The 24,362-nt window shown below is 51.5% G+C and carries 22 protein-coding genes; 14 read left to right on the top strand and 8 right to left on the bottom strand.

The window, feature by feature from the left end; genetic code table 11:
• Positions 1–73: 73 nt before the first annotated feature.
• The 7 genes from pspA (at position 74) to tyrR (ending at position 5,852) form a co-directional block, all read left to right on the top strand.
• A complete protein-coding gene (gene pspA / locus JK198_RS01725) occupies positions 74–745 on the top strand; it encodes a phage shock protein PspA (protein ID WP_212710585.1) in 672 nt (223 codons plus the stop codon).
• Between the two features lie 49 nt (positions 746–794).
• A complete protein-coding gene (gene pspB, locus JK198_RS01720) occupies positions 795–1,028 on the top strand; it encodes an envelope stress response membrane protein PspB (protein ID WP_212707816.1) in 234 nt (77 codons plus the stop codon).
• The gene (gene pspC, locus JK198_RS01715) at positions 1,025–1,387 is read left to right on the top strand and encodes an envelope stress response membrane protein PspC (RefSeq protein ID WP_212710584.1); all 363 of its coding nucleotides are present in this window, start codon (positions 1,025–1,027) and stop codon (positions 1,385–1,387) included. Before pspB ends, pspC begins: the two co-directional genes overlap by 4 nt.
• 33 nt (positions 1,388–1,420) lie before the next feature.
• On the top strand, positions 1,421–1,669 hold the full coding sequence (locus JK198_RS01710; RefSeq protein WP_212707814.1) for a phage shock protein PspD: 249 nt from the start codon (positions 1,421–1,423) through the stop codon (positions 1,667–1,669).
• The gene (locus JK198_RS01705) at positions 1,650–3,047 is read left to right on the top strand and encodes a YcjX family protein (RefSeq protein ID WP_212710583.1); all 1,398 of its coding nucleotides are present in this window, start codon (positions 1,650–1,652) and stop codon (positions 3,045–3,047) included. Before JK198_RS01710 ends, JK198_RS01705 begins: the two co-directional genes overlap by 20 nt.
• The gene (locus JK198_RS01700; protein WP_212707812.1) at positions 3,044–4,138 is read left to right on the top strand and encodes a TIGR01620 family protein; all 1,095 of its coding nucleotides are present in this window, start codon (positions 3,044–3,046) and stop codon (positions 4,136–4,138) included. The genes JK198_RS01705 and JK198_RS01700 overlap by 4 nt, the downstream gene beginning before the upstream one ends.
• A gap of 145 nt (positions 4,139–4,283) precedes the next feature.
• Positions 4,284–5,852 carry a transcriptional regulator TyrR gene (gene tyrR / locus JK198_RS01695; RefSeq protein WP_212707873.1) on the top strand — a complete coding sequence of 523 codons (1,569 nt, stop codon included), beginning with the start codon at positions 4,284–4,286 and terminating at the stop codon, positions 5,850–5,852.
• A 64-nt stretch (positions 5,853–5,916) separates the two neighbouring features.
• Here tyrR and tpx read toward each other — a convergent pair whose 3' ends face one another.
• Positions 5,917–6,420 carry a thiol peroxidase gene (gene tpx, locus JK198_RS01690; protein ID WP_212710582.1) on the bottom strand — a complete coding sequence of 168 codons (504 nt, stop codon included), beginning with the start codon at positions 6,418–6,420 and terminating at the stop codon, positions 5,917–5,919.
• A gap of 480 nt (positions 6,421–6,900) precedes the next feature.
• Between tpx and zntB the strand changes: the two genes are divergently transcribed.
• The 3 genes from zntB (at position 6,901) to JK198_RS01675 (ending at position 9,689) form a co-directional block, all read left to right on the top strand.
• A complete protein-coding gene (gene zntB / locus JK198_RS01685) occupies positions 6,901–7,884 on the top strand; it encodes a zinc transporter ZntB (RefSeq protein ID WP_212707810.1) in 984 nt (327 codons plus the stop codon).
• Positions 7,885–8,271: 387 nt separating this feature from the next.
• Positions 8,272–9,165 (top strand): tRNA 2-thiocytidine(32) synthetase TtcA, encoded by an 894-nt coding sequence (ttcA, locus tag JK198_RS01680; RefSeq protein ID WP_212707809.1) that lies wholly within the window; start codon positions 8,272–8,274, stop codon positions 9,163–9,165.
• Between the two features lie 254 nt (positions 9,166–9,419).
• Positions 9,420–9,689 carry a DUF333 domain-containing protein gene (locus tag JK198_RS01675; RefSeq protein ID WP_212707808.1) on the top strand — a complete coding sequence of 90 codons (270 nt, stop codon included), beginning with the start codon at positions 9,420–9,422 and terminating at the stop codon, positions 9,687–9,689.
• 31 nt (positions 9,690–9,720) lie between these two features.
• Here the strand turns inward: JK198_RS01675 and JK198_RS01670 are convergent, their stop codons facing one another.
• Positions 9,721–10,716, bottom strand: a complete 996-nt coding sequence (locus JK198_RS01670; protein ID WP_212707807.1) for a 2-hydroxyacid dehydrogenase — start codon at positions 10,714–10,716, stop codon at positions 9,721–9,723.
• 156 nt (positions 10,717–10,872) lie between these two features.
• Between JK198_RS01670 and JK198_RS01665 the strand changes: the two genes are divergently transcribed.
• Together JK198_RS01665 and JK198_RS01660 are read left to right on the top strand one after the other, a co-directional pair.
• Positions 10,873–13,497, top strand: coding sequence for a YdbH family protein (locus JK198_RS01665; protein ID WP_212707806.1), 2,625 nt, complete (start codon positions 10,873–10,875; stop codon positions 13,495–13,497).
• Positions 13,494–13,700 carry a YnbE family lipoprotein gene (locus JK198_RS01660; protein ID WP_212710581.1) on the top strand — a complete coding sequence of 69 codons (207 nt, stop codon included), beginning with the start codon at positions 13,494–13,496 and terminating at the stop codon, positions 13,698–13,700. Before JK198_RS01665 ends, JK198_RS01660 begins: the two co-directional genes overlap by 4 nt.
• A gap of 40 nt (positions 13,701–13,740) precedes the next feature.
• On the opposite strand, the gene JK198_RS01655 is transcribed toward JK198_RS01660, so the two are convergent.
• On the bottom strand, positions 13,741–14,340 hold the full coding sequence (locus JK198_RS01655; protein ID WP_212710580.1) for an FMN-dependent NADH-azoreductase: 600 nt from the start codon (positions 14,338–14,340) through the stop codon (positions 13,741–13,743).
• A gap of 267 nt (positions 14,341–14,607) precedes the next feature.
• Here JK198_RS01655 and hrpA point away from each other — a divergent pair, with 267 nt between their 5' ends.
• Positions 14,608–18,513, top strand: a complete 3,906-nt coding sequence (gene hrpA, locus JK198_RS01650; protein WP_212710579.1) for an ATP-dependent RNA helicase HrpA — start codon at positions 14,608–14,610, stop codon at positions 18,511–18,513.
• Positions 18,514–18,554: 41 nt separating this feature from the next.
• On the opposite strand, the gene JK198_RS01645 is transcribed toward hrpA, so the two are convergent.
• The 5 genes from JK198_RS01645 to rstA all read right to left on the bottom strand — a co-directional run bounded on the left by JK198_RS01645 (position 18,555) and on the right by rstA (position 23,770).
• Positions 18,555–19,376 (bottom strand): serine protease, encoded by an 822-nt coding sequence (locus JK198_RS01645; RefSeq protein ID WP_212707802.1) that lies wholly within the window; start codon positions 19,374–19,376, stop codon positions 18,555–18,557.
• A gap of 282 nt (positions 19,377–19,658) precedes the next feature.
• The gene (asr, locus tag JK198_RS01640) at positions 19,659–20,051 is read right to left on the bottom strand and encodes an acid resistance repetitive basic protein Asr (RefSeq protein WP_212707801.1); all 393 of its coding nucleotides are present in this window, start codon (positions 20,049–20,051) and stop codon (positions 19,659–19,661) included.
• A 182-nt stretch (positions 20,052–20,233) separates the two neighbouring features.
• On the bottom strand, positions 20,234–21,721 hold the full coding sequence (locus JK198_RS01635; RefSeq protein ID WP_212707800.1) for a carboxypeptidase M32: 1,488 nt from the start codon (positions 21,719–21,721) through the stop codon (positions 20,234–20,236).
• A 1-nt stretch (position 21,722) separates the two neighbouring features.
• Positions 21,723–23,045 (bottom strand): two-component system sensor histidine kinase RstB, encoded by a 1,323-nt coding sequence (gene rstB / locus JK198_RS01630; protein WP_212707799.1) that lies wholly within the window; start codon positions 23,043–23,045, stop codon positions 21,723–21,725.
• A complete protein-coding gene (rstA, locus tag JK198_RS01625) occupies positions 23,042–23,770 on the bottom strand; it encodes a two-component system response regulator RstA (RefSeq protein ID WP_212707798.1) in 729 nt (242 codons plus the stop codon). Before rstA ends, rstB begins: the two co-directional genes overlap by 4 nt.
• A gap of 168 nt (positions 23,771–23,938) precedes the next feature.
• Between rstA and JK198_RS01620 the strand changes: the two genes are divergently transcribed.
• A complete protein-coding gene (locus JK198_RS01620) occupies positions 23,939–24,349 on the top strand; it encodes a hypothetical protein (protein WP_212707797.1) in 411 nt (136 codons plus the stop codon).
• Positions 24,350–24,362: the final 13 nt, after the last annotated feature.

The following is a 24,362-nucleotide window of genomic DNA, read 5'->3' as shown; positions in this document are numbered from 1 at the left end:
GATAACCGGTAGCCATCAGCGGACGGCTATAACCTATTCCGGGGATTTCCCGGCATTTTTCAGGAGAAACAACATGGGTATTTTTTCCCGCTTTACTGACATTGTGAATGCCAACATCAATTCCCTGCTGGAGCGGGCTGAAGACCCGCAGAAACTGGTCCGGCTGATGATCCAGGAAATGGAAGACACATTAATTGAAGTGCGTACCACCTCGGCCCGTGCACTGGCTGAGAAAAAACAGTTAGTTCGCAGGAGTGAGCAGGCGGCACTACATTCTGCCGAGTGGCAGGAGAAAGCCGAACTGGCACTGCGTAAAGACAAAGAAGATCTGGCACGGGCTGCGTTGCTGGAAAAACAGAAAACCGATGCGTTAGTGAGCTCTCTGGATCAGGAAATTGAACAGACAGACCAGACCCTGCAACGGATGAAAGGTGAAATTGCTGAACTGGAAAATAAACTGACCGAAACCCGGGCTCGTCAGCAGGCTCTGACTCTGCGCCACCAGGCGGCATCAAATTCACGGGATATTCGTCGTCAGCTGGATAATGGTAAAATTGATCAGGCAATGGCCCGTTTTGAATCTTTCGAGCGTCGTATTGACCATATGGAAGCCGAAGCAGAAAGTCAGCGTTTTGGTAAGCCTCAGTCACTGGAACAGCAATTTGCCAGCCTGAAAGCAGATGATGAAATCAGCCAGCAGCTGGCGGCATTAAAAGAAAAAATGCAGCGTCACGACGGACAGTAATCTCCGTTATAGTCCCCCGGCTGAACCGCGACTCAGGTAAGGAGAATTCATGAGCGCAATTATTCTTTTTATGATCCCGCTGACTATTTTTGTGCTGTTTGTCGCGCCGATCTGGTTATGGTTACATTACAGCAATAAACATCCGGCGGGCAGTGAACTGTCGCCACAGGAAATGCAACGACTACAGCAACTGACAATAGATGCGCGCCGGATGCAGGAACGTATCGGTACGCTGGAAGCGATACTGGATGCGGAAAACCCGCAATGGAGGCAACAGCCATGAGACAGCGATCCGCGACTTCACGTCAGTTATGGCGCGATCCGCAACAGGGCAAGCTGATGGGGGTCTGTGCAGGACTGGCGGAATATCTCAATGTGCCGGTTAACCTGATCCGTATTATGGTGATTATCTCCCTGTTTATCGGACTATTTTTTATTACCCTGGTGGTTTATTTTGCGCTGGCTTTTTTTCTGGAGAAAAAACCGGTCAGCGGGCAACAAGAGCCGGCACAGCCCGCCGCCGCAGAGTTGTTATCGGAACTGGAACAGCAACTCCGGCAGGGAGAAAACAGGGTCAGGGAGATAGAACGTTATGTCACTTCTGAAACTTTTTCGATCCGCAGCCGTTTCAGACAATTGTAAAATATCAGTGGATATACCCGCCGGAGGTGAGCAATGAAATATGCAGAGCAACAGGGCAGGCCGTCACGCCTGATGTCGGTACTCCTTTCTGCTGTAAAATTTATCATTATCACGATACTCAGCCGGACTCCGGCAGGGATCAGTGCCAGAGTGCTTAACCGGGTCGCCCGCAGGCCTGTGCGCATTATTCTGGCAATGGTGCTCGAACCTGTATTGTCTGCGATAATGAAAAAAATATCTGCCCGACTATTCAGAGAGAAACATGAACAAACTGCAAAATGAGATTGTATCCCTGGTCAGCCGCGGTGCCGATAAACACCTGCGGCTGGCGGTTACCGGACTCAGCCGCAGTGGAAAAACGGCTTTTATTACCTCACTGGTTAATCAGTTACTGAACGTGAATAACGGTGCCCGGCTGCCGTTATTTTCTGTGGCGCGGGAAGAGCGGTTACTTGGCGTGAAACGTATTCCGCAACGGGATATGGGTATTGCGAGGTTTAATTACGATTCCGGTCTGGCGCAACTTTACGGGCAGCCAGCGCAATGGCCGACACCGACCCGCGGTATCAGCGAAATGCGTCTGGCGCTGCGTTACCGTTCTGCCGACTCTCTGTTGCGCTATTTTAAAGACACGACCACCTTGTTTCTGGAAATCATTGATTATCCGGGCGAGTGGTTGCTGGATTTGCCGATGCTGGGACAAAGTTATACCGCCTGGTCACAGCAAATGATGGCGTTGTTGCAGGGAGAGCGGGGCCAGCGGGCAGCCCGCTGGCGGCACCTGGCGGCCGCACTGGATCCCCGGGCCGTGGCTGACGAACAGCAACTGGCAGATATCTCTGCCGCCTGGACCGACTATCTGCACCAGTGTAAAAATAACGGCCTGCATTTTATCCAGCCCGGCCGCTGCGTAATGCCGGGGGATATGGCCGGTGCACCTGCGCTGCAATTCTTCCCGTGGCCAGTTGATACGCTGGCCGACAGCACAAAACTCAGCGATGGCGGCAAACTCAGTAATTTCGGGATGCTGCAGGCCCGCTATGACTATTACTGCCAGCATGTGGTGAAGCGTTTTTATAAAGACTATTTTGTGAAATTTGACCGGCAGATAGTACTGGTAGATTGCCTGCAGCCCCTGAACAGCGGACCGGAATCGTTTAATGATATGCGTCAGGCACTGACCCTGCTGATGCAAAGCTTTCAATACGGACAGCGTACATTACTGCGGCGGCTGTTTGCGCCGGTGATCGATAAACTGCTGTTTGCCGCCAGTAAAGCGGACCATATTACCCACGATCAACAGGGCAATCTGGTTTCTCTGTTACGGCAGATGGTGGGTGATGCATGGCAGCAGGCGGCCTTCGAAGGTATAAAAATCGATTGTCTGGGACTGTCGGCGATCCGTGCCACAGCGTCAGGAAATATTATTCATCAGCAACAGAGTCTGCCGGTATTACGTGGTCATCGCCTGACTGACGGTGAAAAACTGACTTTTTATCCGGGGGAGGTGCCGGCCAGGCTGCCTGCCGCCAGTTTCTGGCAGGAACAGGGATTTCGTTTTGAAGCCTTCCGCCCTGCAACCATGGACAGCGACCAGCCTCTGCCGCATCTGCGGATGGACAGTGCGCTGGAGTTTTTACTGGGAGATAAATTACGATGACCGAACAGGAAAAGGTACCGCTCAGACCCGGCATCATTTTCAGGGACACAGCGGCGCCGGATAATCTTCGTCTGCAACCTGCCCGGCACTTTTCGGCCGATGATGCCTCATTCAGTCCGCAGGATGAGCAGGATATGCCGCCCGGCGAAGATAGCGGCGATGAACAGCCGCTGGTTGCCGTATTACGTCCGCGCCGTTCCCTGTGGCGCAATATCCTGTTACTGGGGGTCTGCGTATTTTTAGCCAGTATTATCGCCCGGACGGGTGACTGGCTGATCACTGCATGGCAAAACCGTCAGTGGATCGACGCAGGCATCAGCCTGGCGATAGGACTGGTGGTAATTGCCGGGGCCGGTAGCCTGCTGGCAGAATGGCGACGGTTATTTTTATTGCGTCACCGGGCACAGGAAAGGGATCATGCCCGGCAGTTACTGGACAGTCATGATACGGGCAGGGCCAGAACATTTTGTGAACAACTGGCGGCGCGGGCGGGTATTAATGACTCAGAAGCCTTCCGCAAATGGCAGACTGCACTACAGGATACCCACAGTGATCGTGAAGTAATCAGCTTATATGCATTGCAGGTTCAGCCGCTGGCCGATAAACAGGCGAGGGCCACAATCAGCCGTTTCGCTGCTGAATCCGCATTAATGATCGCTGTCAGCCCGCTGGCTGTCGTTGATATGGCGCTTATTGCCTGGCGTAATATCAGGATGATTAACCAGATAGCACGTATTTATGGTATTGAGCTGGGTTACTTCAGCCGGTTACGTTTGTTCCGCGGGGTATTATTCAATATTGCTTTTGCCGGGGTCAGCGAACTGGTGCGGGAAACCGGTATTGACTGGATGTCACAGGACATTATGGCCCGTTTGTCAGGGCGCGCAGCGCAGGGGATCGGCGCGGGGCTGCTCACGGCACGGCTGGGTATTAAAGCGATGGAGTTATGCCGGCCGCTGCCATGGCTTGAGGGTCAGAAGCCCCGGCTGAGCGATTACCGAACCGATTTACTGACAAGGCTTCGCCAGGCGATGAAAAAGAAACCCGCCTCCGGCTCCCCTTCAAAGGATCCCTCATCCCCGGTCACTTAAAGGTGTGGCGTGGCGTGATCTGCCGCGCCCGTCAATAAATACGTACAAAAATGGGTGTTCCCCGCGATATCTGTAAACTTTTAATGACGATTAGGGTAAGTCTGGTATGATAACCGCCACACGTCATGGCCGGGAAAATACACTGATGCGCCTCGAAATTATATGCAAAGACCGATTAGGCCTGGTACGGGAACTGCTCAATCTGCTGGTGGCACGAAATATTGATCTGTATGGTATCGAAATTGTTGCCCTGGAACGCTTGTATTTACGCTTCAGCCCGATTCCTTTTCACGAATTCAGTGCCCTGATGGCGGAGATCCGTCGTACCCGCGGGGTATCCGATGTACGTACCGTTACAGACCTGCCTTCAGAACGGGAAAACCGTGTACTGACCTCACTGCTGGTGGCAATTCCGGAACCGGTGATCTCCATTGATCTCCGCGGACGGATAGAGCGGGCCAACCCCGCAGCCCTGTCGTTGTTCGGACTGGATGAAAAAAAGATTATGCATTATCCGATCAGTCAGCTGATTGATAATTTCCAGTTTATTCCGCGCAATGAAGGTGACAGTGTCACGGCATCCACCCGCAGTGTAGTGATCCAGGGCCGTGATTTTCTGATGGAACTGTTGCCGATTTACCTGCCTGATCAGCAGGAGCAACAGGAACAGCCGGTCGGGGCCATGATTATGCTCAAATCCACCGCGCGTATGGGCCATCAGTTACAGAATCTTAACCATACTGATGAATCAGGCTTTGCCCATATTGTTGCCGTCAGTGCGAAGATGCGGCAGCTGCTGAGCCAGGCGAAAAAGCTGGCCATGCATGATGCCCCGTTGCTGATTATCGGTGATACAGGGACCGGTAAAGATATGCTCGCCAGAGCCTGTCACCTGCGCAGTCATCGCAGCAGTAAACCTTTTCTGGCGCTTAACTGTGCCTCGTTACCTGATGATGTCGCTGAAAGTGAATTATTTGGCCATGCGGCGGGAGCTTACCCTAATGTGTCAGGCAGCCAGAAAGGTTTCTTTGAACAGGCAAATGGCGGTTCTGTTCTGCTGGATGAAATTGGTGAAATGTCACCACGTATGCAAACCAAATTATTACGTTTTCTCAATGACGGAACTTTCCGCCGTGTCGGAGAAGAGCATGAGGTGCATGTGGATGTGCGGGTTATCTGCGCGACACAGAAAAATTTACAGGAACTGGTCAGCCGCGGGGAATTCCGCGAAGATTTATTTTACCGGCTTAATGTGCTGACGCTGAATCTGCCCGCACTGCGGGAACATACTCAGGATATTCAGCCGCTGACCGAGATGTTTGTGGCCAGGTTTGCCGATGAGCAGGGTATTCCCTGTCCGGTTATTTCCCCGCAACTGGCTGGTTATCTGGCGCGCTACAGCTGGCCGGGTAATGTCAGGCAACTGAAAAATATTATTTACCGGGCCATGACTCAGCTGGAAGGGCATGAACTGAAGCCGAAAGATGTGCTGTTACCTGAAACCTTTACTGCCGATCTGGCGGTGGAGGATAATCTGGAGGGGTCGCTGGATGATATTACCAGCCGTTACGAACGGGCGGTGCTGGTCCGCTTATATCACCATTATCCAAGCACCCGTAAGCTGGCAAAAAGGCTTGGGGTTTCTCATACAGCAATCGCAAATAAATTACGTGAGTACGGACTGAATCACAAAAAAACAGCCGGTGAGGAATAATACCGGCTGTCGGACAGAACACCACCGGGGGATAAGCCGGTGGTGTTCAGAAAACAGCGATAACTTACTTCAGTACCGCTAATGCAGCATCGTAGTCAGGCTCGTCAGCGATTTCTGCTACCAGCTCGGCATGTAATACGGTGTTATCTTTGTCCAGCACCACAACGGCACGGGCGGTCAGGGCTTTCAGCGGGCCTTCGAGGATTTCCACACCGTAATCCTGCTTAAATTGACTGCCACGCAGGGTGGACAGGGTGATCACATTATCCAGACCATCAGCCCCGCAGAAGCGGCTCTGGGCAAACGGCAGATCAGCAGAAATACATAATACTACGGTATCTGAAAGCTCAGAGGCCAGCTGGTTAAACTTACGTACCGACGTTGCACAGGTGCTGGTATCGATACTTGGGAAAATATTCAGGACTTTGCGTTTACCGGCATAGTTTTCCAGAGACACATCATTCAGGTCTTTTGTGACCAGACTGAAATCAGGCGCTGCTTTACCGGTGGCCGGGAACTGACCTGCGACTGCAATAGGCTGACCTTTGAAGTTAACTGTCTGAGACATTTGAGGTTCCTTTTAATCCTAACTGATTTACTGTAATGCTGACTGACCAGCACCACAGGGCAAGTGATGTTTTTATTTATCCCATATTCCGCAGTATTTTACGAGCTGCGCCCATCAATATCCGCTTAAAAAGCCATAACCGTTAAACAGAATGCTGAAAATACCCGCAATCCTCCGCGCAATATTCCGTTGCAGCCCTGTGCGGAGAGACAGAGACAGGTAAGTATTTCTGATAACGAAAATACTGAAGAGTTCAGTCAGTGCTATCAGTGGCAGAGTTTTTTCCCGTACTTGTCAATCCCTGTGCCTGCCGAGGGAGATCCCCGGAAAGTCTGCGCTATCAGATTGATTTTAAGCATCATTGTTTGGCTTCTTTTTTTCCGGTTGTAATGCGTCTTTACGTTTTAAACCCCATAGACGGTCACTAATCCTCTACAATAACGGTTATATACATCAGTCAGAGTGAAGTAAGGGGAAGGAGTGAGTATTATTGACGGTAAAGAACTGCATATCCCGGATGCGATTATTTCCTGTCAGTTAGACGGGCAAGGCGGCATGTTGCCTATCAGTGAAACTGAAGTGGTAAACAGTGAGCATGCCTGTTGGCTGCATCTGAATTATGCTCAACAGGAAAGTGCAGAATGGTTACAGGACACGCCGCTGTTACCGGATTCGGTACGGGATGCATTAGCCGGTGAGAGTATGCGGCCAAGGATCACTAAGCTGGCTGACGGCTTTATGATTACGCTGCGCAGTATTAACTTTAACCATGACTCACGGCCCGATGAACTGGTGGCTGTCAGAATTTTTATCAACGATCGGCTGATTGTCTCTACTCGTCAGCGTAAAGTCGCGGCAGTGGATGATGTCTGGTCCAGCCTGAAAAATAAAGCCGGCCCGGAAAACGCCGGCGACTGGCTGGTGGAATTTTGCGATGCGCTGACGGACCATATCAGTGAATTTATCGAAGATCTGCACGATAAAATTATTGATCTGGAAGATGGCCTGCTGGAAGGCAAGGTGCCGCAACGGGGCCAGATGGCATTATTACGTAAGCAGCTGATTGTTATGCGACGTTATATGGCACCTCAGCGCGATGTTCTGGCACGGATAGCCAGTGAAAAATCACTCTGGCTGGACGATGCGCAACGGCGGCTGTTGCAGGATATCGCCGACCGGCTGGGAAGGGGGCTGGAGGATCTTGATGCCGGTGTTGCCCGTACAGCGGTGCTTAACGATGAAATCAGTTCGCAGATGACCGAATCGATGAATAAACGCACCTATATTATGTCATTACTGGCGATGATATTTTTACCGGCGACTTTTCTGACCGGATTATTCGGGGTCAACCTGGGGGGGATCCCCGGCGGCCAGTGGAGCGACGGATTCAGTGTGTTCTGCGTGATACTGGTGGTCATCGCACTGATGATTACCTTGTGGCTTAAGAATCGTAAGTGGCTGTAAGCGCACAGAATGGCGGCAATCGAAAAAAGTATGATCTCAATCAACGCATGATGGCTTTAAATCGCTGATACTTCTTCCCGCAGGTGAATGCAACGTCAAGCGATGGGCGTTGTGCTCCACATTGTCTTACTTTTGAATTACTGCATAGCACATTTAATTCTTATGACCCCGGCGTTATTCACGCCGGTTTTTTTTGTCTGTTTCCCCGCCATAGTCACTGTTTTTTCTGCCTTATTACCCGCCGGTTTTTCACCTTGTGGCAGGTTATCTGTCTGCCGGCAGATAAGGAGATTTCCCCGCTGAGGAAAAATCCGTATAATCCGCTGCCATGCAGGTACCTAACCAGGAAATAAACAGCCGGACTCTCCGGCGGTGTGAACGTAAGCTATGAATCAGACAGATAACAGAAAAGAAACCCTCGAATTCAACAAACTTCAGAAACGTCTCCGCAGAAATGTGGGTAATGCCATTACGGATTACCAGATGATTGAAGAGAATGATGTGGTCATGGCTTGCATGAGCGGCGGCAAAGATTCATTTGCAATGCTGGATATTCTCCTCAGTCTCCGGAAAGTGGCCCCGGTAAAATTTCAGGTCATTGCGGTTAACCTTGATCAGAAACAGCCGGGTTTCCCTGAACATATTTTGCCGGACTATTTCGAACGTCTGGATATTCCTTATTACATCGTTGATAAGGACACCTACTCGGTGGTTAAAGAAAAGATCCCTGAAGGTAAGACGACCTGTGGTTTATGTTCGAGGCTGCGCCGCGGCACCCTGTATTCGTTTGCTGAGAAAATAGGTGCTACCAAAATTGCTCTTGGTCACCATATGGACGACATTGTTGAAACCCTGTTTCTGAATATGTTTCACGGAGCACGTCTGAAAGCCATGCCACCGAAGCTGCGTTCTGATGACGGACGTAACGTTGTTATCCGGCCGCTAACCTACTGCCGGGAAAAAGACCTGATCAGCTTTGCCGGGCAGAAAAACTTCCCCATCATTCCCTGTAACCTGTGTGGTTCACAGGAAAACCTGCAGCGCCAGGCGATCAAAGCCATGCTGAATGAATGGGATAAAAAGGATGCGGGACGTGTAGAAAGCGTGTTTAAGTCACTGCAAAATGTCAGCCCCAGCCAGTTAGCCGATCGGCAGCTGTTTGATTTCGGCCATTTGCCGCTGGACAGGGAAGGTGAGCGTGACACTTACCAGTTTACCGAAGCCACAGTCTCTTCAACCAATATCGACGAGTCATTGTTTATCGATATTACTAACGTCTGAAGTCTGTGTTGCCGGTAAACGGGCAGCGGTGGTGATTGCTCTCCTGCAGACGCTGGCAGGGGAGCGGCAACATAAAACTCAAACATTGGTCCTGCCTGCCACCGGCTGAATACTCTCAGTATCGGCGAACCGGGATAAATCTGCTGGTAATACGGCTGCCACTAAAGAGTAAAAACATGTAACAGCAGTCGACCCGCACCCTTTCCTGACATATTCTGTGTTGCGAACTGTCAATATCCCCCGGAGCCCGAACCATGAAAATAGCCGCTTTATTGCTGGCCAGTGCCAGTCTGTTGCTTTCTGCCTGTAGCAGTAATAACGAGAATGATCCGCCACAGCAGGCAACAGCAGCCCATATTCAGCCAGTAGTAATGTCATCGTTAGCCGAAACTAACTGTGCCGATGCGGGGGGAAGACTGGCTTATTCACGTCAGCTGGATGGCAGCCGGATAGGCATGTGCCAGCTGGCGAATGGCAAACGTTGCAGCGAAAATGCCCTTATCGGAGGTGGCTGCGCCCTGTAGGCCGCAGTCTCCCCCCGATAACCTGGTATTATCAGACGTCCGATACCAGGTTATCAGATTGCTCTCCGCTGGCTAATAACTGTAAATTACCGAGAGTAACTTTGGCAATCGAAGTCAGCGCTTCGGTGGTAAGGAATGCCTGATGCCCGGTAAACAGTACGTTATGGCAGGAAGAGAGACGGCGGAAAACATCGTCCTGAATAACATCGTTAGATTTATCCTCGAAAAACAGGTCGCGTTCGTTTTCGTAGACATCCATTCCCAGAGCCCCCACTTTTTGCTGTTTCAGGGCTTCAATCGCGGCCTGAGAATCGATCAGCCCGCCACGGCTGGTGTTAATAACCATTACCCCGTTTTTCATCTTATCGAAAGCGGCAGCATCCAGCAGGTGGTGGTTTTTTTCGTTCATCGGGCAATGCAGTGAAATAACATCCGACTCTTTCAGCAGGGTATTGATATCGGTATATTCTGCCGACAGATCCAGTGCCTGCTGTGAAGGATAAGGGTCGGTGGCCAGTAACCGCATGCCAAAGCCTTTCAGGATACGCAGGGTGGCGAGGCCGATTTTACCGGTCCCTATGATACCGGCTGTTTTGCCGTGCATGGTAAACCCGGTCAGCCCTTCCAGGGAGAAATTTGCATCACGGGTACGCTGGTAAGCACGATGAATTCGCCGGTTCAGGGTCATCATTAAACCGACAGCATGTTCGGCCACGGCTTCAGGTGAATAGGCAGGGACACGGACCACCTGAATACCGGCATGGCGGGCGGCGGCAATATCGACATTATCAAAGCCGGCACAGCGCAGGGCAATATAACGTACTCCCAGCCCGGCGAGCTCGCGGATGACTTTTGCGTTACAATCATCATTAACAAAAATACAGATAGCATCGAACCCTGCGGCATTTTTGGCTGTGTGCTGATCGAGTTTAAAATCATAAAAAGTTAAGGAAAAACCGAACTGCTGGTTGACGCGTTGCAGGGAAAGCTGGTCATAATTTTTTGTACTGTAAATCGCGATTTTCATTACCGGACTCCGGAATAACTTTGCAGGGAATGCGCCATACTAATAGCGCTTAGTTATCATTTTGCCTAAACTGAATCAGTATAGCGGCTATGGTGTTATATGACGGCGGTATAACCAGTTTTACTGAAGATTCAGAATAAAACGGATGTATTATTTATGAAGGGAAAGCTAACAGTTGTGCTGCTGGTTGTGCTCAGCCTGCTGTTGATCATCAGCGCCAGTATATTATCCCTCAGCTTATGGTTACCGCGGCTGGCGGGGATATGGCTGCCAGCCGGAGTACATCTGCAGACCAAAGGTGCTTTACGGCCGGGCCTGCGCTCACTCCGCTTACCGGATATCTCGCTGCATACTGCGGGTTGTGAAATTATGGATATTTCCGGTCTGTCGGCGGGTTACCGGCAGCAGATGTGGCAACTGACAGCAACCACTGTCCGGGCAGATTCAGAGTGCCTTGCCACTGTGTCCGCGACATCCTCATCATCAGCACCGTCGAAAAGCCTGGCCGACTGGCAGCATTTACTGCCGGACAGTCGTCTGCACATAGACAGCCTGCAGATATTGCCCTGGCAGCAGTATGCAGGCAGTGTCACTGTCACCCAACAGCAGGGCAGGCAACGTCTCAGTATCCGCGGTGATAATCTGCAGCTGGATGCTGATCTTAATCAGCAACAATTATATCTCCGCCAGCTTAAATTTACGGCGCCCGGATTACCGCAACCGGTGACAATGCAGGGAAAAGTAACCCTGTCCCCGCAGACCAGCGGCTGGCCACTGGCAGGAGAACTGACCGGCCAGTTCTCACTGGATCAATCACCGTTCGTTGTGGCGACGCACTGGCAACAGCAGCGCGGAGAGCTGCGTCTGACGGCATCGTCATACCCGCGCCCGATACTGACGTTGCCCTGGGAAGTGACTCCGCAGTCTGTAACCGTCCGCCAGGGGCAGTGGTGGTGGCCTTTTAACGGCCAGGTATTACAGGGCGGCATAGCCCTGACCGCAGATAACTGGCCGTCAGGGCTGGAAAATACTGCCTTTAGCGGGCGTCTGAATGTTTTAACAGCAGGTTATGGCGGCAAAGGGAACGCAGTACTGAGTTTCGGCCCCGGAAAACTGAGTCTGCAGCAGAGTGATATGCCGCTGCGGCTGACAGGCAGTGCCGGTAGCCCGCAATTACAATTTTTTGCCAGTCTGCCCGCCAGATTAACCGGTCCGCTGATACAACCGGAAGTCCGTTTTATCAGTGGTGCTTTACTCAGAATGCGCGGCCGGATACTGGATACATTACAGGTCGATGAAGCGCGTTTTCCGCTGGCAGGGGTCAGTTTATCGGTTGGCGGGGTCAGCGGCCCATTACAGGCAATTCTCAGGGTACATAATCCGTTTTACGGGCAGTACCGTTTGCAGTTACAGGGACAGGCACAACAGTTCTGGCCAGACAATGGCCGCTGGAACTGGCGCTACTGGGGAAATGGCTATTTCCGGCCATTGCAGGCGGAGTGGGATATACAGGGACGGGGCCAGTGGGCGGACCGTCTGATCACTTTACAGAGTCTGTCTACCGGTCTGCGGCGGATAAAATATGCAGGGATAACTACCCGCGCCGCACGGATCACCCTGAGTAAACCTGTTCGCTGGTCACGTGACCCGGCAGACCCGCAATTTACCGCAGCATTGTTACTGAATGCCGGACAAACCCGGTTTGCTTATGGCGGCAGACTGCCCGCTGCCCGGTTACCTTTTACACTGCAGGGCAGCTCTCCGGAAAATTTCCTGTATAAAGCGCAACTGGAGGCCGGAGCTATAGGTCCGCTCACCCTCAATGGCCGCTGGGATGGAGAGCGGGTCCGCGGACAAATCTGGTGGCCTTCTCAGCCACTGCAGGTCTTTCAGCCCCTGATGGCAGAAGATACACAGATGAAACTGACCGGCGGCAGTTTGCGGGCACAGGCTGCATTCTCTGCCTCGGCCACTGAAGGGTTTCAGGCCGGGGGCCACTGGGTGATCACTGATGGCAGCCTGTGGACTCCCGACAACCAGGTGAGTGGCGTGGACTTTTCCCTGCCGTTCCGTTACCGGCAACAGCGCTGGCAGTTTGGCTACCGGCAGCCGGTAAGGTTATCGGTGGGTAACATTACTAACCAGATACAAATGAAGGATATTACTGCCAGTGTACAGGGATACTATCCGTGGAGCGAAAACCGGCCGTTATCACTGAGTGATGTCAGTATATCGCTGCTTGACGGACAACTGAGCCTGAGCCAGTTACGGCTGCCTCAGCATCAGCCGGCTATTCTTAAGGCCAGTAATATCAGCCTCAGCCGGCTGATCACCGCATTGCACCCGAAACAGGTCGCCATGTCAGGCAGAATCGACGGAGAGCTGCCATTGCTGGTCAGTGATCCGCAGTACATTGTCCGTAATGGCTGGATAAAGAACCGTGGCCCTCTGACCCTGCGGGTAGATAAAGACCTGATTGATTCAGTTACCAGTAATAATATGGCGGCAGGAGTGGCAATAGACTGGCTGCGTTATATGGAAATCAGTCGTTCCGAAGCAACACTGAATGTGCAGAGTAACGGCGAACTCACCCTGACATCAAAGGTGCAGGGCACCAGCCGCTTCAGTAATAAAGACCAGCGGGTTAATCTGAATTACACCCACCGTGAAAATCTGTTTCTGCTCTGGAAAAGCCTGAGCTTCGGTGACAATTTACAATCGCTGCTATCACAGCAACTGATACTGCCCGGCAATAACCGGCTGAAGGAACCGTCTGAATGAAAACCGTTAACCTGATCGTTTACCTGTTGCCGGGTTTTGTCCTGTGCGGATGCGTTCCGCGTATTGAAGTTGCGGCACCGAAAGAACCGATCACTATTGATATGAATGTGAGAATCGATCACCAGATTACGGTGAAAGCCGATAAAAATATCGAAACTCTGCTGAGTAATGATGAGAACAACCGGATCCGACAGGGGAAATAACCGCGATATCGCCGGCACTGTCGTCCCGGCGATGAACTTATCAGGCCGCGATAATTGATTCAATCGCGCTTTTTGCATCGGTCGTTGCTTTGGCGCTGACTTCCGGACCGTAACCATAACCTTCCGCAAAGACAAAGTTAATCTCGGTCATTCCCAGGAAACCAAGGAAGACTTTCAGGTATGGGGTCAGCAGATCTGCCGGTGTATCTTTGTGGATACCACCACGGCTGGAGATAACAACGACACGTTTACCTTTGATCAGACCTTCAGGGCCGGATTCGGTATAACGGAAAGTCACTCCGGCACGGGCCACCAGGTCAAAATAGTTTTTCAGCTGAGTGGGAATGTTAAAGTTATACATTGGTGCCGCAATCACGATAACGTCATGGGCCAGCAGCTCATTGATCAGTTCGTCGGACAAAGCGGCAACCTGTTTCTGACGCTCAGATAACGGTGCATCGGAAGGACGCAGGCCACCGACCAGCTCACCATCCAGCACCGGTACTGGCTGCTCTGCCAGGTCACGAAAAGTGACAGTGTCACCTTTGGCCGTCGCCTGCTGCGCATAGAAGTCAGCCAGCTGACCTGACTGGGAATAACCGGCGAGAATACTTGACTTAAGGACCAGAACTTTACTCATTACGTTATCTTCCTGTCTTTAGGGCGGAAGTCCTTCCGCTGAATTTCAGATAATGTAAGGTGCTCAGGCATCAGATAAAAGCTGATAATTTCGAGGACTATATTCGAAAAAACTGAACAACATTATCACCCGTGTCGATGCGGAGCGATAACGGCAGTTCAGGGGATATGTTACAATGTTATATCATTGCTGATTGCCGGGGGATTTACCGTCACCGTTTACGGTCTCCGGCTGTTTTGTCATATAAAATCAAGGTAACACATTATTATGTCATCTCAGGATTTTTCACTGTTGTCTTCTCTGCGCCAGCGTCTGGAGCCTTTGATCCTGCGGGACCGCCAGCAACTAAGACGCCGGATTACTGGTGCTGAAAAGGTGAAAAACCCGCAAGCCCGTGCGGAAATAACCAGTAAGATTGAACAGGAAATCAGCGAAGCCGAAACCCGGCTGGCCCTGCGGCTGGCATCCGCGCCACAGCATATTGATTTCCCGGAAAATTTACCGGTCAGTCAGAAGCAACAGCAAATTGCAGAGGCAATCAGCAAACATCAGGTAGTGATTATTGCCGGTGAAACCGGCTCAGGCAAAACAACCCAGATCCCTAAAATTTGTCTGGCGTTAGGCCGGGGTAACCGCGGCCTGATTGGCCATACGCAGCCCCGCCGACTGGCGGCCAGAACCGTGGCTACCCGTATCGCCGAAGAGATGAATACCCCGCTGGGCGACTATGTCGGCTATAAAGTCCGTTTCAGTGATCAGGTCGGAGAAAATACCCGCATTAAACTGATGACTGACGGTATTCTGCTGGCAGAAATACAGCAGGACAGACTGTTACTGCAATACGACACCCTGATTATCGATGAAGCCCATGAGCGCAGCCTGAATATCGATTTTCTGCTGGGTTACCTGCGGGAACTGCTACCACGCAGGCCCGATTTGAAGGTGATTATCACCTCAGCTACCATCGATCCTCAGCGCTTTTCCCGCCATTTCAACCATGCTCCGGTCATTGAAGTTTCCGGCCGGACTTATCCTGTTGAAGTACGTTACCGGCCAGTCGCCGAAGATACCAGTGACGGTGACCGCGATCAGTTGCAGGCGATTTTTGATGCCGTCGATGAACTGATGCGTGAGGCAGCGGGTGATATTCTTATTTTTATGAGCGGTGAACGGGAAATCCGTGATACAGCCGATGCCTTAAACCGCCGTGAATTACGGCATACGGAAATCCTGCCACTCTACGCGCGGTTATCTAACGCCGAACAGAACAGGGTATTTCAGTCTCATAGCGGGCGGCGGATAGTGCTGGCAACCAACGTGGCCGAAACATCGTTAACCGTGCCGGGGATTAAATACGTGATCGATCCCGGTACGGCACGTATCAGCCGCTACAGTTACCGTACCAAGGTGCAGCGTTTACCGATAGAACCTGTTTCTCAGGCTTCCGCTAATCAGCGTAAGGGACGTTGCGGACGTGTTTCCGAGGGGATTTGTATCCGTTTGTATTCGGAGCAGGACTTTATTAACCGTCCGGAGTTCACTGACCCGGAGATACTGCGTACCAACCTGGCATCGGTCATTCTGCAGATGACGGCCCTCGGGCTGGGCGATATTGCTGCTTTCCCGTTTGTTGAAGCCCCCGATAAACGTCATATCCAGGACGGTGTGCGGTTACTGGAAGAACTGGGCGGTATTCTGCCGTCAGCTGACGGTCACTATAAGCTGACCCCGCTGGGGCGGCAGCTGGCGCAGTTGCCGGTTGATCCGCGACTGGCGAGAATGGTACTGGCCGCACAGCAATTTGGCTGTGTCCGTGAAGTGATGATTATTACGGCTGCGCTGTCAATCCAGGATCCCCGCGAACGTCCGGCAGACCGCCAGCAGGCCTCTGACGAAAAACATCGCCGCTTTGCGGATAAAGACTCAGATTTTCAGGCCTGGGTAAATCTGTGGAATTATCTCGGTGAACAGCAAAAGCGGCTATCCGGTAACCAGTTCCGTCGGCAGTGTAAAACCGATTATCTGAACTACCTGCGGGTACGGGAATGGCAGGATATCTATACCCAGCTGCGGCAGGTGGTAAAAGAGTTGCGGTTGCCGGTAAACAGTGAACCGGCGCCGTACCGCGAAGTGCACAGCGCGTTACTCTGTGGTCTGTTATCACATATCGGCCAAAAGGATGTTGAAAAGCAGGAATATACCGGGGCGCGTAATGCCCGTTTTTCTGTTTTCCCCGGCTCGGGCTTATTTAAAAAGCCGCCAAAATGGGTCATGGTCGCTGAACTGGTTGAAACCAGCCGTTTGTGGGGGCGTGTTGCCGCTCGCATTGAGCCGGAATGGATTGAGCCGCTGGCAAAGCATCTGCTGAAATATCATTACAGCGAGCCTCATTGGGAAAAAAGCCAGGGGGCGGTTATGGCCCTGGAAAAAGTCACCCTCTACGGATTACCGGTGATCAGCGGGCGTAAAGTGAACTATGGCAAAATTGATCCGCGCTTATCCCGCGAGTTATTTATCCGTCACGCGCTGGTGGAAGGGGACTGGCAAAGTCGTCATGCGTTCCTGAAGAATAACCGTAAGTTGCTGAATGAGGTGGAAGATCTCGAGCATAAATCACGACGCAGAGATATCCTGGTCGATGATGAAACCTTATTGACTTTCTATGACCAGCGTATTGGTCATGAGGTTGTGTCAGCGCGTCATTTTGACCAGTGGTGGAAAAACGCCAGCCAGCAGCAGCCCGATCTGCTTAACTTTGATAAGCAGATGCTGATCAAAGACGGTGCTTCACAGGTCAGTCAGCTGGATTATCCAAATTTCTGGCATCAGGATAACCTGAAACTGCGTCTCAGTTATCAGTTCGAACCGGGCACCGGCGCAGATGGCGTGACGGTACATATTCCGCTGCCGTTATTAAATCAGGTTGAGGACAGGGGATTCGAATGGCAGATTCCCGGGGTACGCCGCGAACTGGTGATCGCCTTAATTAAATCCCTGCCTAAGCCATTACGCCGTAACTTTGTGCCGGCACCAAATTATGCAGATGCATTTTTGCAACGGGTTACTGACCACAGTCAGCCACTGACCGATTGCCTGGAACGTGAATTCCGCCGGATGACCGGTGTAACAGTCACCCGCGAAGACTGGCAATGGCAGGGGGTGCCTGACCACCTGAAAATGACTTTCCGGATAGTGGATGAAAACAACCGCACCCAGGCCGAAGGTAAAGATCTGACAGCGCTTAAACAGTCACTGAAAGATAAAGTGCAGGCAACCCTTTCGGATGTCGCCGATGACGGTGTAGAACAGCAGGGGCTGCATATCTGGAGTTTTGGCGATTTACCGCAAAGTTATCAGCAGAAACGCGGAAATTATCAACTGCAGGCCTGGCCTGCGCTGGTGGATGATAAAGAGAGTGTCGCGATCCGGCTGTTTGACAGCCAGAGTGAGCAGCAGAAGCATATGTGGCGTGGTCAGCGCCGGTTGCTCTGGCTGAATATTCCGTCACCGGTGAAATATCTGCATGAAAAATTGCCGAATAAGGCCAAACTGGGACTTTATTTTAACCCTTATGGCAAGGTGCCGGAACTGATTGACGACTGTATTTCCTGTGGCATCGATAAACTGATGGCGGAACACGGCGGTCTGGTCTGGACTGAAACGGCGTTTGAGCAGCTGAAAGAGAAGGTACGTGCTGTGCTGAACGACACTGTGGTAACTATTGCGATGCAGACTGAGCAGATCCTGACGACGGTATTTCAGATCAATAAACGGCTGAAAGGGAAAGTGGATATCAGTCAGGCGCTGGCCCTGTCGGATATCAAATCTCAGCTGGCAGGACTGATTTATCGTGGTTTTGTCACCGGTAACGGCTGGCAACATCTCGCGGATACTCTGCGTTATCTGCAGGCTATCGAGCGCCGGCTGGATAAGTTACCGGTTGATCCCCACAGTGACCGCAGCAGAATGCTGAAAATCCAGAGTATTGAGCAACAATGGCAGCAATGGCGGGGTAAATTAGCGCCGCAACAGCAGGATGATGACGATGTGGTAGCGATACGCTGGATGCTGGAAGAACTGAGAGTGAGTCTGTTTGCCCAGCAATTGGGTACACCTTATCCGGTCTCTGAAAAGCGGATTTTACAGGCGATGGCACAGAAAAACGGCGGGTAAAAAACGCGGCAGCACAGGAGTCGCTGTGCTGCCGCGCCAGACTAGTGGGTCAGTTGCTGCAATTGCTGCAGTTTGTCATAAAAAGAGGTTACAGCAATCGCCCGGTTATCGGCACGATAACGATCTTTTGCTGCCGGAGCGGAACTCTGTACCGCAATAATCTGCCAGCCATTATCGGTCTTTAACAACAGAGGTGACCCGCTGTCACCCGGCAGGGTATCACAGCGATGGGATAATACCGCTTTTTGTGCCCAGCCAGTGATCAGACAATTCTGGTGAGCATATAAGTTATCCAGATGATCGGCCGGATAACCGGCTTGTGTTACCCGCCCGCCAGTGGCTTTCAGTGCTGCGATCAGGTCGGCCCGGCTGCCTGAAAACAGTGGTACCGGCTGGATAGCGGATGGCGGATTGTGAATAATCACGACTGCATAATCATAGGGTGCCGCCGCCGGTGGAACAATCCAGCCATCGCCTTCGGCTTTCAGCTTACCGGGCAGTAAAGGCTCAACCCGCGCGTCAATATCATGGATCTCGTAGCGCCAGCCGGTCGGCATCGCCATAAAACGGATGGCTACCGGAGGATCAAACTTACCCGGCGGAGTCAGCAGGCAGTGTCCGGCAGTCAGGGCTATATGCGGGGAGATCAGGGTGGCAGTACACAGATTACCGCTGTCTGTTTCCAGCTGGCCAATGGCATCCCAGGGGGCGCTGGTCACATCAGTAATCGCCTGACGATGGTCTTTGCCAAAAAACAGCGCCTTGATTTCGCTGGCATTCGGTGTGTCATCATCGTCATCATCAGCGTGCACCTGCACACTAACGCAAAATAAACTTAAAATAAGGACGGTCAGCAGGCGCATAATTCTCTCAACTGCGGGAAGTATGTAGGTTAATCATCGGATTCCGGAATGATTACTATAAGCCGTAAGATGGAAAAAAGGGAGAGATATTGCGTATTTACCGGTCTGAAGTTAAATAAAAAAACTGGCAGCGACAACGCCGCACATAATGACTGCGACCAGAATGATTTCGAAACGATAGCGACGCACCATATTTATAACTCCGGGAAACAAACACCCGGCATAACCGGGTGTTTCTGTCACTATGACGCGAGTTCAGGAGTAATCCTGGCGGTCAGAGATTTATTTTTTTGCAGCTTTTTTAGCAACGGCTTTGTGGTGATGCTTTTTAGCAGCCTGTGCTTTCTGTGGTGCAGCTTTTTTAGCGACTGCTTTGTGGTGATGTTTTTTAGCAGCCTGCGCTTTCTGTGCAGCCGCTTTCTTAGCTACTTTTTTGTGGTGATGTTTTTTAGCCGCCTGTGCTTTCTGAGCAGCCGCTTTTTTGTGATGACGTTTTTTAGCGGTTTTCTTATGATGTTTATGAGCAACATGCTTAGCCGGAGCAGCAGGTGCCGCAGCAGGAGCGGTTGCAGCAGCAGGTGCCGCCGGGGCCGGAGTTGCAGTAGTTTCTGCAGCGAAAGCAGCAGAGGACAGACCCATAGCAGCGGCAACTACCAGTGCAAATAATTTTTTCATTGCAAATTCCTCAAATTCATTTCATTTAATAGCCCACTGCGGGGCCGGTAAAATGACTATATGAGAATATTTCGATAGTGTCCGTTGCTGAATGGTATCGCTGTGTAACCGATTGTACAAACGACACTCTGGCCGGGAAAACAACCGAGAGCAGCCGGGAAAAACAGCTGCTCTTCAAAAGGTTACCCCAGATATCTCTTTTCAAGATGACGACGGAAAAACTGACTGTTTAACCCTTCTCCGGTTGCTTTAGTGATCAGTTCACTGGTCGATAACCGGCTGCCATGTTGCCAGATATTTTTTTCCAGCCAGCCGAATAAAGGCTGCAGATCTCCCCGTGAAATCTGCTCCCCGAGGGACGGCAGTTGCTGATGTGCAGAGGCAAATAACTGTGCGGCATACATCGCCCCCAGAGTATAGGTAGGGAAGTAACCAAAAGAACCATCCGTCCAGTGAATGTCCTGCATACAACCGTCTTTAAAGTTACCGCGGGTATCCAGTCCCAGGTAATGGTGCATTTTTTCATCCCACAGGGCCGGAATATCTTCAACTTCAATGATGCCGTCAATCAGTGCCTGTTCGATTTCGTAACGTAACATCACATGGGCAGGGTAGCTGACTTCATCCGCATCCACGCGGATAACCCCGGGCTTCACCTGCTGTGCCAGACGAATAAAATTATCGGTTTCAAGGGCTGGCTGCGAACCAAAGGTTTCCGCAACCAGCGGCTGAATTAATTGCAGAAAGCCGGGGCTGCGTGCCAGTTGCATTTCCAGTAGCAGACTCTGTGATTCGTGGATTGCGGTTGATCTGGCCTGTGCAACCGGCAGTCCGGCAAATCTGCGCGGCAGGTTCTGTTCATAACGTGCATGGCCCGTCTCATGAATCACTCCCATCAGTGCGCTGAGAAACAGTTTTTCGTCATAGCGGGTGGTGATACGTACATCGTCGGGAACGCCACCACAAAACGGATGGGCACTGACATCAAGCCGGCCGTGATTAAAATCAAAGCCCAGCAGCGCCATGACCTGCAAACCCAGTTGTTTCTGGGCCACCTGCGGAAAAATACCTTCCGGTTGCAGAGGCAGGGCCTGCGATTGTTTGCTGACCACCTGTTGCAATAAACCCGGCAGCCATTGTTTAAGGTCAGCAAAAACAGGGTCAAGCGTCTGGCGGGTCATCCCTGGCTCATAAAGTCCGAGTAATGCATCATAGGGTGAGGTACCGCTGGCACTGGCTCTGATTTGCGCTTCGCGGCGGCTCAGGGCAACGACTTTACGCAGATTTGCAGAGAATCCGCGCCAGTCGTTTGCCGGACGCTGTGTCCGCCAGGCATGCTCACACTGGCTACCGGCAATAGCTTTCGCTTCAACCAGTTCGTCAGGCAGTAACGATGCCTGCTGCCACTGCCGGGTCATTTCATACAGGCTGGCCCGCTCATCTTCATTCAGAGACTGTTGCTGCGCGGCACTCAGTAATTCCCCGACCTGTTTACCGGTCAGTAACTGATGACGTAATACGCTCAGCTCCGCTAAGGCCTCTCCGCGGGCTCTGCTGCCCCCGGCAGGCATCATGGTCTGCATATCCCAGCCGGCAACCGCCGATAAATGGTCAAACCGCGATATACGGCGAAAAATCTGACATAACTGCTGATAAGCATCGGTATTCATATTACTCCTTGCGGGGGCTGACGGAAGAAATAGCTTTACCGGCGGTCGGTGGTGTTACCGGCCAGCAAAATCTGACACTGGCGCCGCCTAACGGGCTGCTGTCAATGGTGACGGTACCACGGAATGCCTGAGCAATAGAATGGACAATTGCCAGTCCGAGCCCGCATCCGCCGGTCGCCCGGTCACGGCTGGGGTCAAGACGGACAAAGGGTTCGAAAACATGTTCCCGTTCTTCAGCCGGGATACCCGGACCATCATCTTCAACCTGTAACAGACCATTATTACCGTCAAACCACAGGCTGATCCGCATCCGCTGCGTGGCATAACGTAAACCATTATTCACCAGATTATCCAGTACCCGCTCCATCAGGCGCAGATCAGCATAACCCTGGTTTTCCTGCTGAGGAATATCCAGTTCGACCAGATGGCCGGGGTTCAGCGAGCGGACATCATCCACACGCTCCGCCAGCCAGCGGGCCAAATCAAACTGCTGTAACTTCATATCAACTTTCGGACGGTCGAGACGGGCATAGGTCAGTAGTTCCTCGATGAGTCCTTCCAGCTGACTGATATCCCGGTTCAGGGCCGCCGCTTCGTTATCACTCAGGTTGTCGCTCATCTCCAGCCGGTAGCGCAGTCTGACCAGCGGCGTACGCAGTTCATGGGCAATACCATCGATCAACTGTTTCTTGCTGGCAACCAGCACTTTTATATTTTCTGCCATCTGGTTAAAGGCAATACCCAGCCGGTACAGGCTTGAGGTGTTATCAAAGTGGGTACGGGAATCCAGATCACCCTGGCCGAAACGCTGTGCGGCACGTTCAAGGCGCTGCATCTCTTTCCAGTGGGGCCGCATCCAGATAAACACCGGGAATGCCAGCGACATCCCGATAAAAGCCAGCAGACCAATATCCAGTAACCGCATCTGGTGCAGATAAAACAGGTAAGGAATGGGGCCGACCGACAGAACATAGTGGCTGCGGGGGATATGCTGTAAAAAGGTATATTGATCGTCCAGCGCGACTATCTCTCCGGCGCGTAACCGCCGCATATCGTCGGCCCCTAACTGATAGCGGGTAATGGGCTCAATATGCAGTTTAAAGGAGAGGTTTAAATCAAGATTATCTATCGTTTTATTCCAGTCTTTTGGCGGAATTTCACGTAATTCGCTGCGCATCAGGTACAGTGAGCTGGCCATCAGGTCATTCATCGACTGGCGGCCGGCACGTTCGGCGGTCATTTTATACACCAGGCCAACCAGCAGGGTCATGACCAGAAAACAGGCGAAGAGCAGCAGATAGAACTGGATAAACAGTTTTTTCATTCGGAATGGGTATCCCAGGCCTGAGGCGCGAACAGATAACCTTTATTACGGATGGTTTTTATTCTGAAAGGCTCGGTGGCATTGTCATGCAGTTTTTTACGTAACCTGGAGATAGCCACATCAATACTGCGATCCATGCCGTCGTAGCTGACACCACGCAGGGTTTTCAATAGTGCATCACGGTTGAGGATCTGTCCGGCATGGCTGGCCAGTTCCCGGAGTAAATCAAAATCCGCGGTCGACAACGGGATCGGCTCTTCTGCCAGAGTCACTTCCCGGTTCAGCATATCAATCGTCAGACTGCCGAAACGGATCAGCCGGGCCGGTGCAGTACCGGAAGCTAATTCTTCGTTGCTGCTGTTTTGCTGTGACTGACGCAGGTGCAGACGCAGTCTGGCGAGTAACACCGCCGGCGGGGTGGTTTTCAGAATATAATCGTTGGCACCCATTTCCAGCGCCAGAATATGGTTCATATCACTGTCCAGCGAAGTCAGCAATACAATCGGGCCGTGCCAGCGTGTACGCAGGTCACGACACAGGGTCATACCGTCTTTGCCGGGCAGCATAATGTCCAGCATCACCAGTTCGGGCTGTTCGCGGATAATCGTTTCTTCAGCCCGATCGCCGCGGGTTTCAACCACCACATCGAAATCATGTTTGCTAAGGTAAGCGGCGATCAATTCACCAACTTCAGGTTCATCTTCTACGTAAACTATTTTATTCATAATTAACAATAATTATTTATATTTAACAACAAAGTAACCCGGAACAGTCATCACCGTTACGTTATCATGAAAAAGGCATCTGTTGCTGGTATATACCCTATATAATATGCCATTATAATACGCGGAAATATGAGTTTCCTAAGGATCGTGCTAACAGGGGGAGTTTGAGTGTCTGATGATAAATTGACTTCAGGCGCGGATAACCGGCGCATTTGCTTCAATTACAGTGATTTTCTGTCGGCATCCTGTAAGAAGCACTGGAGTTTTGTGGATGCTATCTATGGTGTTCTGCCTATTTTCGGTATGGTGACGCGTAAAACTGCGCGCAACATTAACGGAATGACTAACGATGCAGAACATTTTAAGGCTATGGCGCTGCAGATAATTTCTACTCAGGTCAGCGATGAAATTAATATCGCCCGACTGATTGCCCTTGCTGAACAGCAAAAAATTATCAGTTTTGAAATCCAGCTTCCTTATCCTCTTTCAGAACATCAGCTGGCGGGTATTTATGATGAATATCGTAAGCCGCTGACACTCAGGCAGGATGATGACTGCCTGAGGATCGCCTTACCCTGATATAAAAACAGCT

The organism is Tatumella sp. JGM91 (genome assembly GCF_018257575.1).
Lineage (GTDB): Bacteria > Pseudomonadota > Gammaproteobacteria > Enterobacterales > Enterobacteriaceae > Tatumella > Tatumella punctata.
Note: the sequence above shows the minus strand (reverse complement) of the source record. Positions and strands in the feature narration are given on the sequence as shown.

Excerpts from the sequence above, each read along its gene's own strand:
- pspA (WP_212710585.1), top strand. The coding sequence starts at position 74 with ATGGGTATTTTTTCCCGCTTTACTGACATTGTGAATGCCAACATCAAT.
- pspB (WP_212707816.1), top strand. The coding sequence starts at position 795 with ATGAGCGCAATTATTCTTTTTATGATCCCGCTGACTATTTTTGTGCTG.
- pspC (WP_212710584.1), top strand. The coding sequence starts at position 1,025 with ATGAGACAGCGATCCGCGACTTCACGTCAGTTATGGCGCGATCCGCAA.
- JK198_RS01710 (WP_212707814.1), top strand. The coding sequence starts at position 1,421 with ATGAAATATGCAGAGCAACAGGGCAGGCCGTCACGCCTGATGTCGGTA.
- JK198_RS01705 (WP_212710583.1), top strand. The coding sequence starts at position 1,650 with ATGAACAAACTGCAAAATGAGATTGTATCCCTGGTCAGCCGCGGTGCC.
- JK198_RS01700 (WP_212707812.1), top strand. The coding sequence starts at position 3,044 with ATGACCGAACAGGAAAAGGTACCGCTCAGACCCGGCATCATTTTCAGG.
- tyrR (WP_212707873.1), top strand. The coding sequence starts at position 4,284 with ATGCGCCTCGAAATTATATGCAAAGACCGATTAGGCCTGGTACGGGAA.
- tpx (WP_212710582.1), bottom strand. The coding sequence starts at position 6,420 with ATGTCTCAGACAGTTAACTTCAAAGGTCAGCCTATTGCAGTCGCAGGT.
- ttcA (WP_212707809.1), top strand. The coding sequence starts at position 8,272 with ATGAATCAGACAGATAACAGAAAAGAAACCCTCGAATTCAACAAACTT.
- JK198_RS01675 (WP_212707808.1), top strand. The coding sequence starts at position 9,420 with ATGAAAATAGCCGCTTTATTGCTGGCCAGTGCCAGTCTGTTGCTTTCT.
- JK198_RS01670 (WP_212707807.1), bottom strand. The coding sequence starts at position 10,716 with ATGAAAATCGCGATTTACAGTACAAAAAATTATGACCAGCTTTCCCTG.
- JK198_RS01665 (WP_212707806.1), top strand. The coding sequence starts at position 10,873 with ATGAAGGGAAAGCTAACAGTTGTGCTGCTGGTTGTGCTCAGCCTGCTG.
- JK198_RS01660 (WP_212710581.1), top strand. The coding sequence starts at position 13,494 with ATGAAAACCGTTAACCTGATCGTTTACCTGTTGCCGGGTTTTGTCCTG.
- JK198_RS01655 (WP_212710580.1), bottom strand. The coding sequence starts at position 14,340 with ATGAGTAAAGTTCTGGTCCTTAAGTCAAGTATTCTCGCCGGTTATTCC.
- hrpA (WP_212710579.1), top strand. The coding sequence starts at position 14,608 with ATGTCATCTCAGGATTTTTCACTGTTGTCTTCTCTGCGCCAGCGTCTG.
- JK198_RS01645 (WP_212707802.1), bottom strand. The coding sequence starts at position 19,376 with ATGCGCCTGCTGACCGTCCTTATTTTAAGTTTATTTTGCGTTAGTGTG.
- asr (WP_212707801.1), bottom strand. The coding sequence starts at position 20,051 with ATGAAAAAATTATTTGCACTGGTAGTTGCCGCTGCTATGGGTCTGTCC.
- JK198_RS01635 (WP_212707800.1), bottom strand. The coding sequence starts at position 21,721 with ATGAATACCGATGCTTATCAGCAGTTATGTCAGATTTTTCGCCGTATA.
- rstB (WP_212707799.1), bottom strand. The coding sequence starts at position 23,045 with ATGAAAAAACTGTTTATCCAGTTCTATCTGCTGCTCTTCGCCTGTTTT.
- rstA (WP_212707798.1), bottom strand. The coding sequence starts at position 23,770 with ATGAATAAAATAGTTTACGTAGAAGATGAACCTGAAGTTGGTGAATTG.